The organism is Pseudonocardia sp. NPDC049154 (genome assembly GCF_040648315.1).
GTDB lineage: Bacteria > Actinomycetota > Actinomycetes > Mycobacteriales > Pseudonocardiaceae > Pseudonocardia.
The window spans coordinates 1-14,959 of record NZ_JBEZDN010000167.1 but is presented as its reverse complement, the minus strand read 5'-3'; the positions used below and the strand labels follow the sequence as shown (position 1 = coordinate 14,959).

At 71.7% G+C, this 14,959-nt stretch carries 14 protein-coding genes and 2 pseudogenes; 3 read left to right on the top strand and 13 right to left on the bottom strand.

Annotated elements, in window-relative coordinates:
* The coding region (locus AB0B41_RS39715) for an MDR family MFS transporter (RefSeq protein ID WP_358212192.1) at positions 1 to 1,637 on the bottom strand (1,637 nt) is incomplete at its 3' end.
* Between the two features lie 98 nt (positions 1,638 to 1,735).
* A complete protein-coding gene (locus AB0B41_RS39710) occupies positions 1,736 to 2,230 on the bottom strand; it encodes a MarR family transcriptional regulator (RefSeq protein WP_358212191.1) in 495 nt (164 codons plus the stop codon).
* Between the two features lie 169 nt (positions 2,231 to 2,399).
* Between AB0B41_RS39710 and AB0B41_RS39705 the strand changes: the two genes are divergently transcribed.
* On the top strand, positions 2,400 to 2,987 hold the full coding sequence (locus AB0B41_RS39705) for a TetR/AcrR family transcriptional regulator (protein WP_358212190.1): 588 nt from the start codon (positions 2,400 to 2,402) through the stop codon (positions 2,985 to 2,987).
* Positions 2,988 to 3,055: 68 nt separating this feature from the next.
* Complete coding sequence (locus tag AB0B41_RS39700) at positions 3,056 to 4,192, top strand: MBL fold metallo-hydrolase (RefSeq protein ID WP_358212189.1); 1,137 nt, start codon at positions 3,056 to 3,058, stop codon at positions 4,190 to 4,192.
* Here AB0B41_RS39700 and AB0B41_RS39695 read toward each other — a convergent pair.
* The 3 genes from AB0B41_RS39695 to AB0B41_RS39685 all read right to left on the bottom strand — a co-directional run bounded on the left by AB0B41_RS39695 (position 4,189) and on the right by AB0B41_RS39685 (position 5,644).
* Entirely contained in the window at positions 4,189 to 4,536 is a 348-nt protein-coding gene (locus AB0B41_RS39695) for a hypothetical protein (RefSeq protein WP_358212188.1), read from the bottom strand. The two genes, AB0B41_RS39700 and AB0B41_RS39695, sit on opposite strands and share 4 nt — an antisense overlap.
* Before the next feature lie 28 nt (positions 4,537 to 4,564).
* Positions 4,565 to 5,017 carry a DUF1931 family protein gene (locus AB0B41_RS39690; protein ID WP_358212187.1) on the bottom strand — a complete coding sequence of 151 codons (453 nt, stop codon included), beginning with the start codon at positions 5,015 to 5,017 and terminating at the stop codon, positions 4,565 to 4,567.
* Between the two features lie 153 nt (positions 5,018 to 5,170).
* The gene (locus AB0B41_RS39685) at positions 5,171 to 5,644 is read right to left on the bottom strand and encodes an Hsp20 family protein (RefSeq protein WP_358212186.1); all 474 of its coding nucleotides are present in this window, start codon (positions 5,642 to 5,644) and stop codon (positions 5,171 to 5,173) included.
* 738 nt (positions 5,645 to 6,382) lie between these two features.
* Here AB0B41_RS39685 and AB0B41_RS39680 point away from each other — a divergent pair.
* On the top strand, positions 6,383 to 7,186 hold the full coding sequence (locus AB0B41_RS39680; RefSeq protein WP_358212185.1) for a hypothetical protein: 804 nt from the start codon (positions 6,383 to 6,385) through the stop codon (positions 7,184 to 7,186).
* Between the two features lie 489 nt (positions 7,187 to 7,675).
* Here AB0B41_RS39680 and zwf read toward each other — a convergent pair whose 3' ends face one another.
* The 8 genes and pseudogenes from zwf to AB0B41_RS39640 form a co-directional block, all read right to left on the bottom strand.
* A complete protein-coding gene (zwf, locus tag AB0B41_RS39675) occupies positions 7,676 to 9,133 on the bottom strand; it encodes a glucose-6-phosphate dehydrogenase (RefSeq protein ID WP_358212193.1) in 1,458 nt (485 codons plus the stop codon).
* Positions 9,134 to 9,135: 2 nt separating this feature from the next.
* Positions 9,136 to 9,333, bottom strand: coding sequence for a hypothetical protein (locus tag AB0B41_RS39670; protein WP_358212184.1), 198 nt, complete (start codon positions 9,331 to 9,333; stop codon positions 9,136 to 9,138).
* Positions 9,315 to 9,511 (bottom strand): annotated as a pseudogene (locus AB0B41_RS39665) (UBP-type zinc finger domain-containing protein); the annotation flags it as partial. The gene AB0B41_RS39670 and the pseudogene AB0B41_RS39665, both read right to left, overlap by 19 nt.
* A gap of 362 nt (positions 9,512 to 9,873) precedes the next feature.
* Positions 9,874 to 10,890 (bottom strand): trypsin-like peptidase domain-containing protein, encoded by a 1,017-nt coding sequence (locus AB0B41_RS39660; protein WP_358212183.1) that lies wholly within the window; start codon positions 10,888 to 10,890, stop codon positions 9,874 to 9,876.
* Positions 10,891 to 11,117: 227 nt separating this feature from the next.
* Complete coding sequence (locus AB0B41_RS39655; protein WP_358212182.1) at positions 11,118 to 12,788, bottom strand: helix-turn-helix domain-containing protein; 1,671 nt, start codon at positions 12,786 to 12,788, stop codon at positions 11,118 to 11,120.
* 26 nt (positions 12,789 to 12,814) lie between these two features.
* Positions 12,815 to 13,501, bottom strand: coding sequence for an MEDS domain-containing protein (locus AB0B41_RS39650; protein WP_358212181.1), 687 nt, complete (start codon positions 13,499 to 13,501; stop codon positions 12,815 to 12,817).
* 493 nt (positions 13,502 to 13,994) lie between these two features.
* The gene (locus tag AB0B41_RS39645; RefSeq protein ID WP_358212180.1) at positions 13,995 to 14,576 is read right to left on the bottom strand and encodes a GntR family transcriptional regulator; all 582 of its coding nucleotides are present in this window, start codon (positions 14,574 to 14,576) and stop codon (positions 13,995 to 13,997) included.
* A gap of 189 nt (positions 14,577 to 14,765) precedes the next feature.
* Positions 14,766 to 14,959: pseudogene (locus tag AB0B41_RS39640) on the bottom strand (MBL fold metallo-hydrolase); the annotation flags it as partial.

Sequence of the window (14,959 nt, the reverse complement as noted above, 5' to 3'; positions counted from 1 at the left end):
GCGGCCGCGGCGCCGGCGCCGGCAGGGGCGGCCGCCGGCACACCGTCTGCCGCGGCCTGCTGCTGGATCCCGCTGAGCGTGCGCAGCGGGACCTCCTTGATGAACACGATCGCGAGCACCGAGACGATCGCCAGCGCGCCCGCGACCAGGAAGATCCGAGCGGTCGCGTCGCCGTAGGCACCGCGGACGATGTCGGCGACGAAGGCCGGCAGCTCGTTGAGCGAGCCGATCCCGACCTCCCCGGAGGCGGCCCCGCTCACGGGGACGCCGGCGTCGGACAGGCCCTGCGTGGTGAGGTCCGCGACCCGGGTCGCCAGGATCGCGCCCAGCACCGAGACGCCGATGGTGCCGCCCAGCGACCGGAAGAAGGTGACGGTCGACGACGCCGCGCCCAGGTCGGTGACCTTGACCGTGTTCTGCACCGCCAGCACCAGGTTCTGCATGGTCATGCCCATGCCGAGGCCCAGCACGGCCAGGTAGACGCCCATCAGCCAGATGTTCGTGGCGTGGTCGATCGTGGACAGCAGGCCGAAGCCGACGACCATCAGGATCGCGCCGACGACCAGGAAGACCTTCCACTTCCCGAGCTTGGTGATCAGCATGCCGGAGACGGTCGCCGAGAGGGTCGACCCGATGATCATCGGTAGGGTGAGCAGCCCGGACGCGGTCGGCGAGTAGCCCCGCGCGATCTGGAAGTACTGGCCGAGGAAGACCGCACCGCCGAACATGGCGACGCCGACGGCGATGCTGGCGATCACCGCGAGCGTGGTGGTGCGTTCCTTGAAGAGGTACAGCGGGACGATCGGCTCCGCCGCCCGCGACTCGACGAACACGGCGAGCCCCAGCAGGACGACGCCGATCGCGAGGAGCAGCCACGACGTGCCCGAGCCCCACGCGAACTCGTTGCCCGCCAGGGTGACCCAGATCAGCAGGTCGCAGACACCGGCCGCGATCAGGGCGGCGCCCAGGTAGTCCACCTTCACCCGGCGCTTGACCACGGGCAGGTTCAGCGTGCGCTGCACGACGACCAGCGCGACCACCGCGAACGGCGCGCCGACCCAGAAGCACCAGCGCCACCCCAGCGAGCTGTCCACGATCACGCCGCCGATCAGCGGCCCGGCGACCGTCGCCAGCGACATCACCGCGGCGATCGGACCGGTGTAGCGGCCGCGCTCGCGCGGGCTGATCATCGCCGCGATCACGATCATGATCAGCGACTGCAGCGCGCCGAGGCCCAGGCCCTGGACGGCCCGCCAGACGATCAGGATGTCGACCGAGTGCGAGAAGCCGGCGAAGATCGACCCGCCGATGTAGAAGACGATGCCGAGCTGGACCAGCAGCTTCTTGGAGAAGAGGTCCGAGAGCTTGCCCCAGATCGGGGTGCTCGCCGTGGACGACAGCAGGGTCGCGGTGACGACCCAGGTGTACTGGCTCTGCGAGCCGTGCAGGTCCGTGATGATCGTCGGCAGCGCGTTCGAGACGATCGTCGCCGACAGGAACGCGGTGAACATCGCCAGCAACATGCCGGAGAGCGCCTGCAGGACCTGGCGGTGCGTCATGCCGCCGGCCTCGCCGCTCGTCGGGGGCGCTGCCGGCGCGCTCGGCGCGACCGGTGTCTCGGCGCGGGTGGTGGACACGCGTGCTTCCTCGTCTCTCGGGTCTCTCGGGTCTCTCGGATCTCTCGGGTCTCTCGGGGCGTGCGGGATCTCGGGTCCGGGCGTTACCCGGAGGGCGGCTACCGCGCGGGCGCCGGGTCGGACCGCCGCCGCGGGGCGGGCGGGATCCGGTGCAGGTCGGCGACCAGACCGCGGAGCTCGCCGGCGATCCGGCCGACCTCCTCGTCCGTGCGGTGGGCGAGGGCGGCGGCGACCTGCTCGGCGCGGTGCTCACGGGACGCGGCGAGCGCGGCGCTCCCTCGATCGGTCACGCCGACCAGGTGGGCGCGGCGGTCCTGCGGGTCCGGCCGGCGGGCGACGAGGCCGGCCTCCTCCAGCGCGGCGACCCGCCGGCTGATCACGGACGCGTCGACGTCGAGCGCGGCGGCCAGCACCCCGAGGCGCTGCTCCCCCTCCGCCACGAGCAGGCCGAGCAGGCCGGCCTGCGACGGGTGCAGGACGCAGGCGCCCTCGGCGGGCGGCTCCGCGTCGGCCAGCTGGCGCGCGAGACGGCCGAGGCCGACGAACTCGCGGATGGCCTCCACGAGGTCGGACGCCGTCGACGTGCTGATCACGGACCTCTCCCTTTGGTTGCTACACGCAAGCATACGCCGTTGCTTGCGCCATGCAACTTCAGCTTCGTCACGTTCGCCCCATCGGGTCCGCCGGTCGAGGTCGTCCCGATCGGCCGGTCCGTCCCGCTCGGAACGCCTGCGGGTTCCGCGGGGCTAACCTGGCCGCGAGATGAGCGCCTCCCCCGCCGCGGGCCGCCCGCGCAATCCGGACGTCGACCGGCGGGTCGCCCGCGCCGCCGTCGAGCTCTTCGGCTCGCAGGGCTGGGCGGGGTTCAGCGTCGAGGCGGTGGCCCGCCGCGCCGGCGTCGGCAAGGCGTCGATCTACCTGCGCTGGCCGACCAAGGAGGCCCTGCTGGTCGGTGCGCTCGCCGAGCGCGTGCCGGTGGTCGCGGACGTCGACACCGGCACACTCCGCGGCGACCTCGTCCGGTTGGCGCGGCAGCTCCTCGACATGCACCTGGGCCCGTCCGGGCGCGCGTTCGAGCGGATGGGGCTCGACGCGCCGCAGCTGCCGGGGGTGGCCGAACGCTGGGAACGCCACCGCGAGGCCCAGGTACGCGCGGCCCGGGCCATGATCCGGCGCGGTATCGACCGCGGCGAGATCGCCGCAGACACCCCGGTCACCCTGCTGCTCGACACGCTGTGCGGCGGCGTCGCCCTGCACGTCTCGTCCACCCCGGAGCGCCTGCGCCCGAACATCGACGTCGAGGACTACGCGGAGCGTCTCGTCACGTTCCTGCTGCGCTCGGTTGAGTGAGCCGCCCGGGCCGGGTTACGGTCCGAGCAGGTTTTCGGACGTTCGGCGTCCAGGAAGTGGGTGGCCGGGTGGTGCAGAGGGTCCCTGCGGGCGGCGTCCCCGCGGGCGTGGAGGTCGTCGGGACCGCGCAGCGCGAGGCGTGGGCGGCGAAGGTGCTCCCGCCCGTCGAGCGGCTCGAGGCCGGCCTGTGGTCGGTGCCGGTGCCGATCCCGCACAACCCCTTGCGGTACACGCTCTGCTACCTCGTCCCGGGCGACGACGGCGTGGTCGTCGTCGATCCCGGGTGGGACACGGAGGAGACGTGGTCCGCCCTGGTCGCAGGGCTGACGGCCGCCGGCGCGGGGTTCGACGACATCGTCGGGATCGTCGCGACGCATGTGCACCCCGACCACCACGGCCTCTCCGGCCGGCTCGCCGAGCGCAGCGGCGCGTGGATCGCGATGCACACGGCCGAGGCCGCCACGCTCCCCCAGCGCTGGAGCTCCGGCAGCGCCGAGGACCACCGGCGGGTCATGGCCGGCTGGCTCTGCGGCTGCGGCGCCTCCGAGGACGAGGTCGGCGAGCTCACCGGCCCGCGGTCCGGCGGGCCGGACGGGGTGATGGCCGAGCCGGACGTCCTGCTCGACGACGGCGACGCGCTCCCGCTGGCGGGCCGCACGCTCCGCACGCTGTGGACACCCGGGCACACCCCCGGGCACATCTGCCTGCTCGAGGCCGACGCCGGCGTGCTGCTGACCGGCGACCACGTCCTGCCGCGGATCACCCCGAACATCGGCCTCACGCCCAGCTCCGACGCCGCGGCCCTGGCCACCTTCCTCGACTCGCTCGAGCGCGTAGCCGTCACCGACGAGGAGCACGGCGGGCTGACGGCGCTGCCCGCGCACGAGTACCGGTTCCGCGGGCTGGCCGCGCGGTCCCGCGCGCTGCAGGCGCACCACGCCGAGCGGTGCCACGAGCTGCTGGCCGTCGTCCGCGAGGCCGGCGAGCCGACGATGTGGGAGCTGGCGGCCCGACTGACCTGGTCGCGGCCCTGGGAGGAGGTCGGCCCGATGCGGATCGGCGCGCTCGCCGAGACCGCCTCGCACGTGCGCTACCTCGTCGACCGCGGCGAGCTGGAGTGCCTCGGCGGCGTGCCGGGCGCGATCACGGCCCCCGAACCGGACCACACCCTGCGGGTCCGGCTCGCCCGCCGCGCCGTCGCCTAGGAGACCTGACGCTCGGCGATCAGCGCGCGGGCCTCGGCCTCGCTCGACACCGCCGGGCCGGATCCGGCGAGCGGCCTGCGGGCGCTCTCGGCCAGCAGCCACACTGCGATCGCCCCGACCACGCCGGCCGCCATCAGGTAGTAGCCCGGCCAGTTGAGGTCGCCCGACGTCAGCACCAGCGCCCCGATCACCCTCGCGGCCGTGCCGGCGGGCCCGAGGACGACCAGCACCGAGCCGATCATGAGCACCGGGCGCGCTTGGACATCGCGGAGCCGGGGCTGGGGTGGCGCCCCCTGCCGCGGGGGGACGAGCTGCGGGCCGACGGGACACGGCAGGATCGGCACGCTGCGGAGGATCGCTCGCGGCGCCGGATCACAATATCTGGCGGAACGCGTCCGTGACCCGCTCCCAGTGGTCCTCGCCCGGATTGACGACACTCGGGTCCACGATCCGGAAGGTGCGAGCGAGCGCGATGCTCAGCCCTCCGAACAGTTCCGGCAGCAGGTCCTCGGTCTCGTCGGAGAAGGTCACGTCGGCGGGCGGCCGGCGCATCACCTGTGCCAGCAACCTGCGAATGTCGGGGGCATCCGCGTGCTTGTCGAACTCGCGGATCCGTTCTTGTACGCCCCGGGTGAGCGGCAGATCCTGTGGGGCGATCACGTCGCGGCCGTTCCACCTGGCGACGTTCCGCCCGGTGATGGCAATGTCGTCGATCATCTCATCGACGAACTCCTGGAAACGCTTGACGTCGTTGCGGTCCATTCGCAGGGCAGCCACCGAACGGAAGAACCGGCCGAACACCACCGTGCCGGACGGACCAGGCATGATCGTCACCTTCCCGTAGCGGGCGCGCTCAGCGGACGCGCACGATGCTCGTGCACCAGGCGAATCGCCAGGGCGCCCTCGTCCACCGCAGATCGATGCCTGCTGCTCTGGCCATGGTCGGTCCCCTTCATCTCGTCCGGTGGGTGCCCCTGGTCAGGCGATCGGTGCGGCGTCGGGCTGTCCAGACGCGGACGCGGACGCGGTCTCGGTGCCGCCGGACTCGGAAGCCGCACCGCTACCCAGCTGGATCCGGCGTGGCTTGCTCGCCTCCCGGACCGGGATCCGCAGGGTCAGCACGCCGTCGGCGACGTCGGCCGCGAGCCCGCCCGGGTCCAGGTTCTCCCCCAGGAACAGCTGTCTGGTGAACTCTCCGTAAACCCGCTCGTCGACGATGACCTCGTCGCCTTCGCGGCGCTGCGGCATGCGCCGCGCCCGGATGCTCACCACGTTGTTCTCGACCATGACGTCGACGTCGTCGTCCTTGACGCCCGGGATGTCGAGGAAGACGTCGAACTCGTCCCCGCGGCGCAAGGCCTCCATCGGCAGGCCGCGGGCAGCGCCACGGGGCATGGCCTGCTCGGCCAGCCGGTCGAGCTCACGGAACGGGTCGAAACGCATCAGAGCCACGGCTTCCTCCGAGAACGGGTCGTGGTAGGGGCCAGGGTCGACCCGGCGCCGGCCGGGTTTCGTGCACGGCACACCGTGACACCGGATGGCGCCGGGACGAACCGGTTCGGCAGACGCAACATCGGGCTCCGACCTCGACCCGCGAGGACGGCTCCTCGCCCGGACACGGCTCGGGTCGCCCACCGAGCGAGCACCACCGAGCGAGCACCACCGAGCGAGCACTGACACCTCGTGCGGAGAAGGCGCCAGCGATTCACCCTGAGCGGCCGAAGCGACCGTCGTGGCGGCGGACCACGCTGGGTTCGCCGTCGTGGCGACCGGGCAGGTACCTACGGCTGCTCGCCCTGGCGCTTCCGATGCTTGCGGCAGCCGGGCATCTCGTGGTGTCCGGGGATCGCGAACCCCCGGACGAGCAGGCGTGACCTGCCACCGTGGACCAGGTACGACCGTCTCGACGGTCCAGGCCTCGCGCCGGCCGGAGCGCGCGACGGCGGAAGCCGCGCACCGCCGTGCTCACCCGGCCAGCCCGACCCGGAGGACCACGACGGCTCGGGCCCACCCGGCTCGGCGGAGTGGACGCGACCGTCCTACCGGGTCAGAGCCGATGGGACGTCTTCGCGGCTGCAGGTGGATGCCAGGGGCGACGCCGACCGGCACCCTTCGGCCGTGACTACGAAGACCGTCTCTGCAGCAGTTGCACGCCAGTTCGCCGCCGGCACGGCGCCACACCCTGGCGCCGTGGCCCAGGTTCCCGTCGTGGCTACATCGGCAGCATCGTCGACCCTCACCCGTTCCGCTCAGGAGGAGGTCGCCGGCGAGATCGCCGGGCACGTCCTGGGCGCCAGGCCGTCCGGCTCCCGGTCCGGGGGCATCACCCTCTCCTACCTGGACGGGCGCCGCGCCGTCCTCGAGGAGGCCACGCTCGGAACGGACGAGGACCTCCGGCCGGAGCACCTCCGCCACCGGTGCGCCATGCAGTGGCCGGCGCCGGCCAGGTGGTGGTGGCACGTCACCGTCCACGACGTCTCCGTGTTGCCGCGCGTGCGAGAACTCTTCCCGATGGCGGCACGGACCTGCGAAGCGGTCGGAGTCCGCAGCCCGGCCGATCTCCCGGTACCACTGACCTGGGCAGTTCCCGACCTGCACTGGCTCCTCCACGTCCGGCCGGCCCTGCTCCGCGGGCACCCGTTCGAGCTGGACCGTCCAGCGACGGTGGTCGTGGCCCCGGGCCGGGAGCCAGCGCTGGGCATGGCAGCGGTCGCGCCGGCACTACCCGTGTGGCTCGGCCGTGACGCATCGGTCCGCGCGCTCCGCCGCCTCGGATCGAGACGCGCCGACGAGCGGCACCTGTACCTCACCATCGGATGCGGCGCCCCGGTCAGTCGGGCGCTTGATGCGCTCGCTCGCGCCGACGGTGTACCCACCGCTGCGCCGCCGGCCGGCCTCGGCGTGTCCCACCTGTGGCTGGCGCCGCTGATCGGGCACAGCGTCTACCTCTGGACCCGGCGGGAAGGCTGGAGCCGCCACGGCCCCTACTCCTGAACCGGCGGGGCAACGGTGAGCTCGTCGAGACCGAACCCGTCCGGAACGGTCGGGCGCAGCGGCCACGGTCGTGTCACCGGACGGCGCCGACACCGCCGGCTGCACGAAGGCCTTCCTCGCTGCTGTCCGTGGCGCAGAGTAGGTCGGTGGCAGCGGAGTTCTCCGTCGAGGGTGGGCGATCACCGGCGGCGAAACGCGCCGCCATCGCGAGGGTCCGAAGTAGGCGTGGCCGATGCCGTGGAAGCCGACGGCAGCCACCGCGACGGGGCCGCGCTGGTCGAGCTCACCGGGCTGCTGCCCGCCGCCTCGCTGGAGGGCTGCCCGCCCGGGACCAGGTGATCCGCCGAGAACGCCCGCACCCCGGCGCGCAGCGGGACCTGATGGAGACCCGCGACGTGTGCAGCACGGGGCGTCCCTCAGGTCGACGGCGAGCAGGAAACGGGCCTGCTGCGACTGGGCGACGGCGATCGCTCGGCCGAACGCGCCCGGCTATGAGTCGGGCAGCCGCCACCCACGCCCGGAGGGAAGTCGTAAGGCCTCGCTCGGCCCCCACGAACCGCGTGGGTAGCGTACCGGCCGCGGTGGATTCCGCAGCAACGGGTCGCACAGGCGCCAGAGCAACTCGACCTGTTCTGTACTGATGAACAACGTCGAGTCACCGCGCATGACATCGAGGAGCAGGCGCTCGTAGGCCTCGAGCGGCTCGGCCTCCGGGAACGCTTCGACGAGGGCCAGCCGCATCCTGCCCCGACCGAGCCCGAACGCGGGGCCCGGCACCTTGGCCCGGACGTCGGCGAAGATCGTCGGGTTGTCGGTGAGCTCGAGGACCAGTTCGTTGCAGGTCTCGTCGACGTCCCCGGGAAAGATCTTCAGTGGCGGCTCCCGGAAACCGATCGTGATCGTGCGCCGGCTCTCGGCGAGCGCCTTCCCCGTGCGCAGGTAGAAGGGGACGCCGATCCAGTACCAGTCGTCGACGTAGACCTCCATGGCGACGAACGTCTCCACGCTCGAGGCCTCGTCGACGCCGGCTTCGTCGCGATATCCCTCGTACTGGCCGAACACGACGCGTTCCGGATCCATCGGGCGGATCGCTCGGAAGACTTTGATCGTCTCGTGATGCAACGAGTCCGCGTCCATGCGTGCCGGTGGGGCCAGCGCCACGAAGCCGAGCAACTGGAACAGGTGGGTGGAGATCATGTCCCGGAACGTGCCCGTCGATTCCATGAACTCCACCCGGCCCTGGACGTCGATCTGTTCCGGCACGTCGATCTGCACGTAGCAGATGTGCTGATGGTTCCACACCGGCTGGAAGATCCCGTTGGCGAAGCGCAGCGCGAGGATGTTCTGCACGGCTTCCTTGCCGAGGAAGTGATCGATCCGGTAGATCTGGCGCTCCTCGAAGAACTCGTGCAGGGCCTCGTTGAGACTGCGGGCCGATTCGAGGTCTTTGCCGAACGGCTTCTCGAGGACGATCTTCGCCGCACCGGGGACGTCGAACGTGGCGAGCATACGGACGACGCTCTCCGTCGCCGACGGTGGAACCGCGAGGTAGTAGAGGATCTCGCAGTCGCTGCCCACCTCCTTGGCCGCCTCTGCCACCGCCCTCTCCAAGGCGGCGCCGTCGTCCGCGGACGTGGGTACGAAGCTGATCCGCCGGGAGAACTCCTGCCACGCGGCGTCGTCGACCGTCCCCCGGTAGACGTCCACGGCCGCGTGCACCATCGGAAGGAAGGTGTCCTCGATCTCCGGCCCGGTGCGGCTGGAGCAGACGACGCGGAAACGCTCGGGCAGCAGGCGGAGTTGCCAGAGGTGGAACACCGCAGGGAACAGCTTGCGCTGGGCGAGGTCGCCCGTGGCGCCCATGACGACGAGGACATGCGGGGCGAGCGGCGTCTCGTCGGCCGCCTCGGTCGGAGGCCGGCCTCGAGCAGCGGATTCCGCGTGCATCCTCATCCGAGTCCCGCCCGGTCCAGCGCGTCCTCGGCGGCGCTGATGTGCCCCAGCGCTTCCGCGAAGGCTGCGGCGGCGATCCCGGACGGGACGCTCTGCGGCTCGAACTCGCCGGTGAGGAGGTCGCGGACGTCACCGAGCGCCTCGTACGCCCGGTTGCGGGCTTCCTCGAAGGTCATCATGTCCTGGGGTCGCACGCCGCCTCCCGATGTTGGTGTGTCGTCACGAAGGCCTCATGGACATCGCACCACCGCCACCTCTCCCCGGGTTCCGTCGATCGACGATCGGGTGGCCGAGAACGCCGGCATGCGCCCGGGCGTGTCGCATCGGCGAGGAGTCGCAGCACCCGACGTGACCGCCCGTGAGGCACATCCGTGAACGCGATCGCGCTTCTCGCAGTGCGGACACTGCACCACCGTCGAACGCGCCTACGTGACGGTGCTCGCGTCATCGGCCATGACCAGACTCCCGAGGTGGACGGCTCGCTTCACTGTCTCAGCCCGGTCGGGACGTCGAACGGGTCCCGCGGGGTCAACCTCGGGGAGGGCCGTCGCCCTCCCGGGTCGACTCCGATGCCACGGGCCTGCCGGCCCGCTCGATCCTCTGGAAGGTCGAGTTCTGGACGGACGGTTGCGGTCCTATCGCGGTCTCCGGCGCGATGCGCGAGATCAGCGACCCGCCCTGGAGGAGCAGCCGGCTCACCGCGGCGGGTCGACCGTCTCTCTCGGCCGTGAGCATCACGCGCCTCCGCCAGGGACCGGCAGCTCGCCGAGGGTGACCGTCATCGTGCGTGGCTCCGCGGTCGGCGGACGCGTGATCGTGAGACGGACGACATCGCCGGGCCGCTGCGCGGCGATCTCGGCCTGCACGTCCTGAGCCGTGCGGATCTCCTGGTCGTCGATCCGCGTGATCAGATCCCCGACCTGTACCCCGGCCCCGAGGGCCGGGCCGGCTGGGTCGACCGCGGCGACCGCGGCACCGACCGGCTCCCCGCGGTCGTTCGTGACGGTGACGGCGCTGATCCCGAGCGCCGCCCGCCCGGAGTGGACCACCCGCCCGTTCTCGACGATCTGCTGGGCGATGTCGCGGGCGATGTCGCCCGGGATCGCGAAACCGATCCCTGCTGCGGCACCGCCCGTACCCGGGTTCACCGCAGCCAGCGTCGGCACGCCGACGACCTCGCGATGCAGGTTGACCAGCGCTCCGCCGGAGTTGCCCGGATTGATCGGAGCACTCGTCTGGATCGTCTGCCGCAGCACGGTTCCCGGTACTCCGTTCGCCGGATCCGGCGGCTCAGGCACCGCCCGCCCCAACGCCGACACGATCCCCTGGGTCACACTGCTCTCCAGGCCCAACGGGCTGCCCATTGCCAGGACGATGTTGCCGACCTGCACATCACGGCTGGAACCGAAACGGGCCGGCACGAGCCCCACAGGGTCCTCCACCCGGATCACCGCGAGATCCTCGGGCGCGTGGGAGTACACCAGCTTCGCGGGGCGGACGGCGCTGCTGTTGGCCAGCCTGACCTCGAACGCCGACGCCGTCCCCACGACGTGGGCGTTCGTCACGATGTGGCCGTGGTTGTCGAACACGACGCCCGAACCGACCGCCCCGTCGCGCGTGATCTCGACGACCGAGGGGAGCACGTCGTGCACCACGGACGTGAACTCCGCTTCCAGTGACTCGGCCGTCCCCGACACCGGGGGCGCCGGCTCGTCCGCGCTGGTCGAGCACCCCGCCAGCGCAGCGGCCACCAGCAGGAGCGCGAGAGCAGCACGTGGCAGCAGGGGACGTCCGACAGCGGCCGTGTGGACGCGTCTCGTCCGTTCACCGTGCAGGTCACCTCGGGGCTGTCCCACAGACATGCCGCGATGGTGCTCCCGACGGTGGGTGAGGTCGTCGGTCCGTCGGGACGAGGCGCCGACCAGGGTTCGACCTCGGGAGCCGGGACGCCGGCGGCGGCCCGGTCCGGCGGACCGACTCACGTGAAGCCCTGCAGGACGCGCCAGGCTCGTACCGCGACGTGCATGTTGAGTCTGCTTTCGACGGCGTTGAGATCGAGGCCGGTGAGCTGGCGGATCCGGCGGAGCCGGTAGCGCAACGTACTGCGGTGGATGAGAAGTACACGCGCGGTGCAGTCGTAGTTGCCGCCGCACTCGTAGTACTGCCACAGGGTCTCGACCAGTTGGGTGCGGTTCGCCTTGTCGTAGTCGATGAGGCCGCCGAGCCACTCCCGGACGAAGCGCTCGGTCTCGACGGTGTCGCCATCGGCCAGGAGCCGGTAGATGCCGAGCTCGTCGTAGGCAGTGACACCCGTCGCGACCACGGCCGCCTGCCGGATCCGCAACGCCCGGAGCGCCTGGTCGTAGGAACGGGGAACCTGCGACGGGGCGGTGACGAGCCCGCCGACCCCGATCGAGAGTTCGGCCGAGTCGAGGCGCCGGGCCAGGGCGGCTTGCAACCCGCGCCACGGGTCGCCGTCGCACCATTGCGCCGGGCGGGGCACGATCGCCACGATCCCACCGGGCCTCCGCGCGAGCAACGCACGCTCGTGCAGGGTCGTCGCGACCGCGCGGTCGACGGCCTGTTCCACCGTCTCGTCGCGCAGCCCGCAGGCCGAGCTGACGACCAGCACAGTGAGCGGGACGGTCAGGTCGTGGCCGAGAGCGGCCGAACGGGAGAGTGCGCTCTCGTCGTCCGTTCCGGACAGGAGGTCGTCGACGAGGTCCCGACGCAACCGCAGCTCGGTCTCGGCCAAGGCCCGGAGGTGGGTGAGCTCCACCGCCAGCACGACGGCGCCCTCCTCGAGGGCCACCAACTCGTGCTCGCCGACGCAGTGGCCCGGATCGAACAGCGCGAGCGCCCCCAGCACCTCATCTCGCGACTGCGCGAGGGCGACGACGCGGTCGCGGTCACGCACCGGTCGACGCGCCTCACGCACCCTCGCGAGCACCTCCTCCCGGCGGGACGTCGAACGGCCGGAGTGGGGCGGGCTGCCCGGCCCGGCCCAGACGCGGATGTTGCCGAAGCGGTCCTCCACCGCGACCGCCAGGTCGGTCAGCTCGTGCACCGCGCCTGCAATCCCGCGCACGCCCGCACCGGACACGGCGACGGCCATGAGGACTTCGTGGATACGCCGCCGCCGCTCGAGGTCGACGACGTTCGCTCTGAGCTGCTCGTTGACGGCGGCGAGCTCGACGGTGAGGCGACGCAGCTCGGCCGCTCCTTCCTGCTCCTTGCAGTGCAGCGCGGCGCTGCTGACCGCATCGCCGGCCTGATGCGCGAGCATCCGGAGCAAGGACTGCTCGTGCTCGGAAGGCTCCTCGTCGGCGCCGACGATGATATAGCCGCAATGCCCGCTCACCGCTCGCATCGCGAACGCCCGTACCCAGGCCGCACTGCTGGTGACCGGCCCGTCGGCGCCGTCGAGCGAGACGAGCTGCTGCGCGACCTCGTCGCTGGTGATCTGACGGCCGTTGGGCCCGCGGAGCATGCTCCCGTCGCCGGTCAGCCAGCTGGCCACGACGCGACACGGAGTGAGTGAGGGGATCGCGCCGACGGCCAGATCAAGGATCTCTCGGACGTCGAGCCGGTCGAACATGAGCATCGACATCACGAACAGCGAGCTCATCTGGGACATCCGAGTCCGCACCAGGACATCGTGCTCCGTGGAGCAGGTCATTCCGCACCTCCCTGCCCGCGGTGCTCGCAGAGCCCGAACGAGTCGGCACCGGAGACCCACCGCTCGAGCGCGGACATGCACCACGGGTTCTCCGCGAGGAGGTTGCCGATGGGCATCTTCGGGTGTGCCCTGACCGCGTCGACGAGCATGGCCGCGTCGAACCGCCGCACGTCGTACAGCCACAGGAGCGCCTGCAGGTACCGCGGCGCGAGGTCGTTGATCGCCGCCTCGTCGCCGACCAGCTCGTCGGCGCCGGGAGGATCGCACAGCACCCAGGACGTCTCGCCTTCGGCCCTGACGAACGGGAAGCAGGCGGTGCCGACGACGTCCCTCTCCGCTCGTCGGAGACCCTGATCATCCGGACGGCGGACCACCGGCCTCACCACAGGTAGGTCTCTGTCGCGAGCTCGGCGCCCCAGCTGGTCGGGGGCCGGCCGAGAAGGGACCTCGACGCGGCGGCGTACGAGGTCGGGATCGGTGGGATCAACGAGGTACGAACACTCGTCCCCGTGCTGCATGCCGGCCCCCCGGAAGGCGGGCACGATCCGGTCGCGCTGCTCGGATCCGGTGTCGAAGCAGCAGATGTGGTCGCCCGGGCCGAGGACGACACCGTCGAGCCCGGACGGCGGTCCGGACGTGGTAGGAAGATCGGGCCGATGGATTTCCGGTGCAGCGACGCCCACGGTCTCTTGTCTCCTGGCAAGGGGCGGGCTGCTGGTCGAACCCGAGAACCACTTTAGTGGGGCGCTCCCCGTATCACCAGCGTTCCCCGGTGCTACGGAGCGGTTGGCCGGTCTGCCGGCCGGCTACGTCGAACAACGCCGCGGCCCCACAGGGTCTCTGTCGACCACGCACTCCCGTCCAGGCCGGAGAGCACATGCCGCCCGCCTACAGGCCCGGTCGGGTGAGGGTGCCGCATTCACGGGGGGCCGGTGCTGCCGCAGCGTGCCTCTGTTGGCCTGGGTGTCCATGCTCGTTCGGTGATCGCGTGCGGGATCGACGACCAGGTGGGGAGATCCGGACTGTGCGGTTGTCGCCGAGGACTCCGCAGGTCGTGAACTGGAGCAGGGCGTTGCCGGGCCCGGACGAACAGGTCCCGGTCGGGCTGGACGTGCACGTGATCTGCGACCACGACAGCCCCCACAAGGCCCCGACGATCCAGCGCTGGCTCGGGGCTCACCCGCGGCTCCACAGGCACTGCACCCCGACATACTCGTCTTGGCTCACCAGGTCGAACGCCGGTTCGCGCCGCTCTCCGACGAGCAGCTCCGCGCGGAGTGCACCACATACCTGCACGCCCACGAACGCGACATCCGAGTTGGATCTCAACCTGGAGCGACGACCCGCGCCCGTTCGTCTGGGCCAAGACCGCCGACGAGATCCTGGAACGACTCGCCGCACCTCTGACCGGACTCCTGGCGCAGGACACCAGGGCGCGATGTCGCGCCAGCGCACCGCCAGCTCCGGTTCCAGGAGCTCCCGAACCTGGATCACCGACCGGAAGGACACGGTTCGCAGCTGCGGGAACAGACCCAGTACACCGGCCAGGTCGGTCCCGTCGGGCCGCATCACGACGGGACCGCCGCGCGGCCCGGCCGTGACCGTGATCGCCCCGGTGAGCTCCAGGAACCGCAGGGCCTCCCGGAGGGTGCCGCGACCGGCGGAGAAGCGGGCCATCATGTCCCGCTCGCCGGCGAGCCGGGTCCGGGGTTCGAGCGCGTCGCCCGTGATGCCGTCGACGATCCGCTGCGCGATCATCAGCGGCACCTTCTGCGGCCGCGCAGGTCCGGCCGCCGGCGCGGGGACCGGGCGTCGGTGTCGGACCCGGGCGACTCCGTCGACATGGCTGCACCGCCTCGCGCTCCTACGACGCGCAGGTTTGCAGGAGCAGGCGGCTTTCTGCTGCTCGAGCGTGCGTGGTCGCTCCGAGCGCGGCGGCGGTCCTGCTCAGGCCAAGCAGGTGAGCGGGCGTCCGCCGTTGTAGGTGACCATGTGGCCCAGCGCCCCGATCACGTCGATCGGCGCGTCCCGCTCGGCCCCGGCCAGCTCGGCGTACGCGCGGTGGAGGTTGCCGACGATGCGCTCGGCGTCGGGCCAGTCCGCGAAGCGGCCGAGGTCGGTGTCCTGTGCGGCCTGCAACG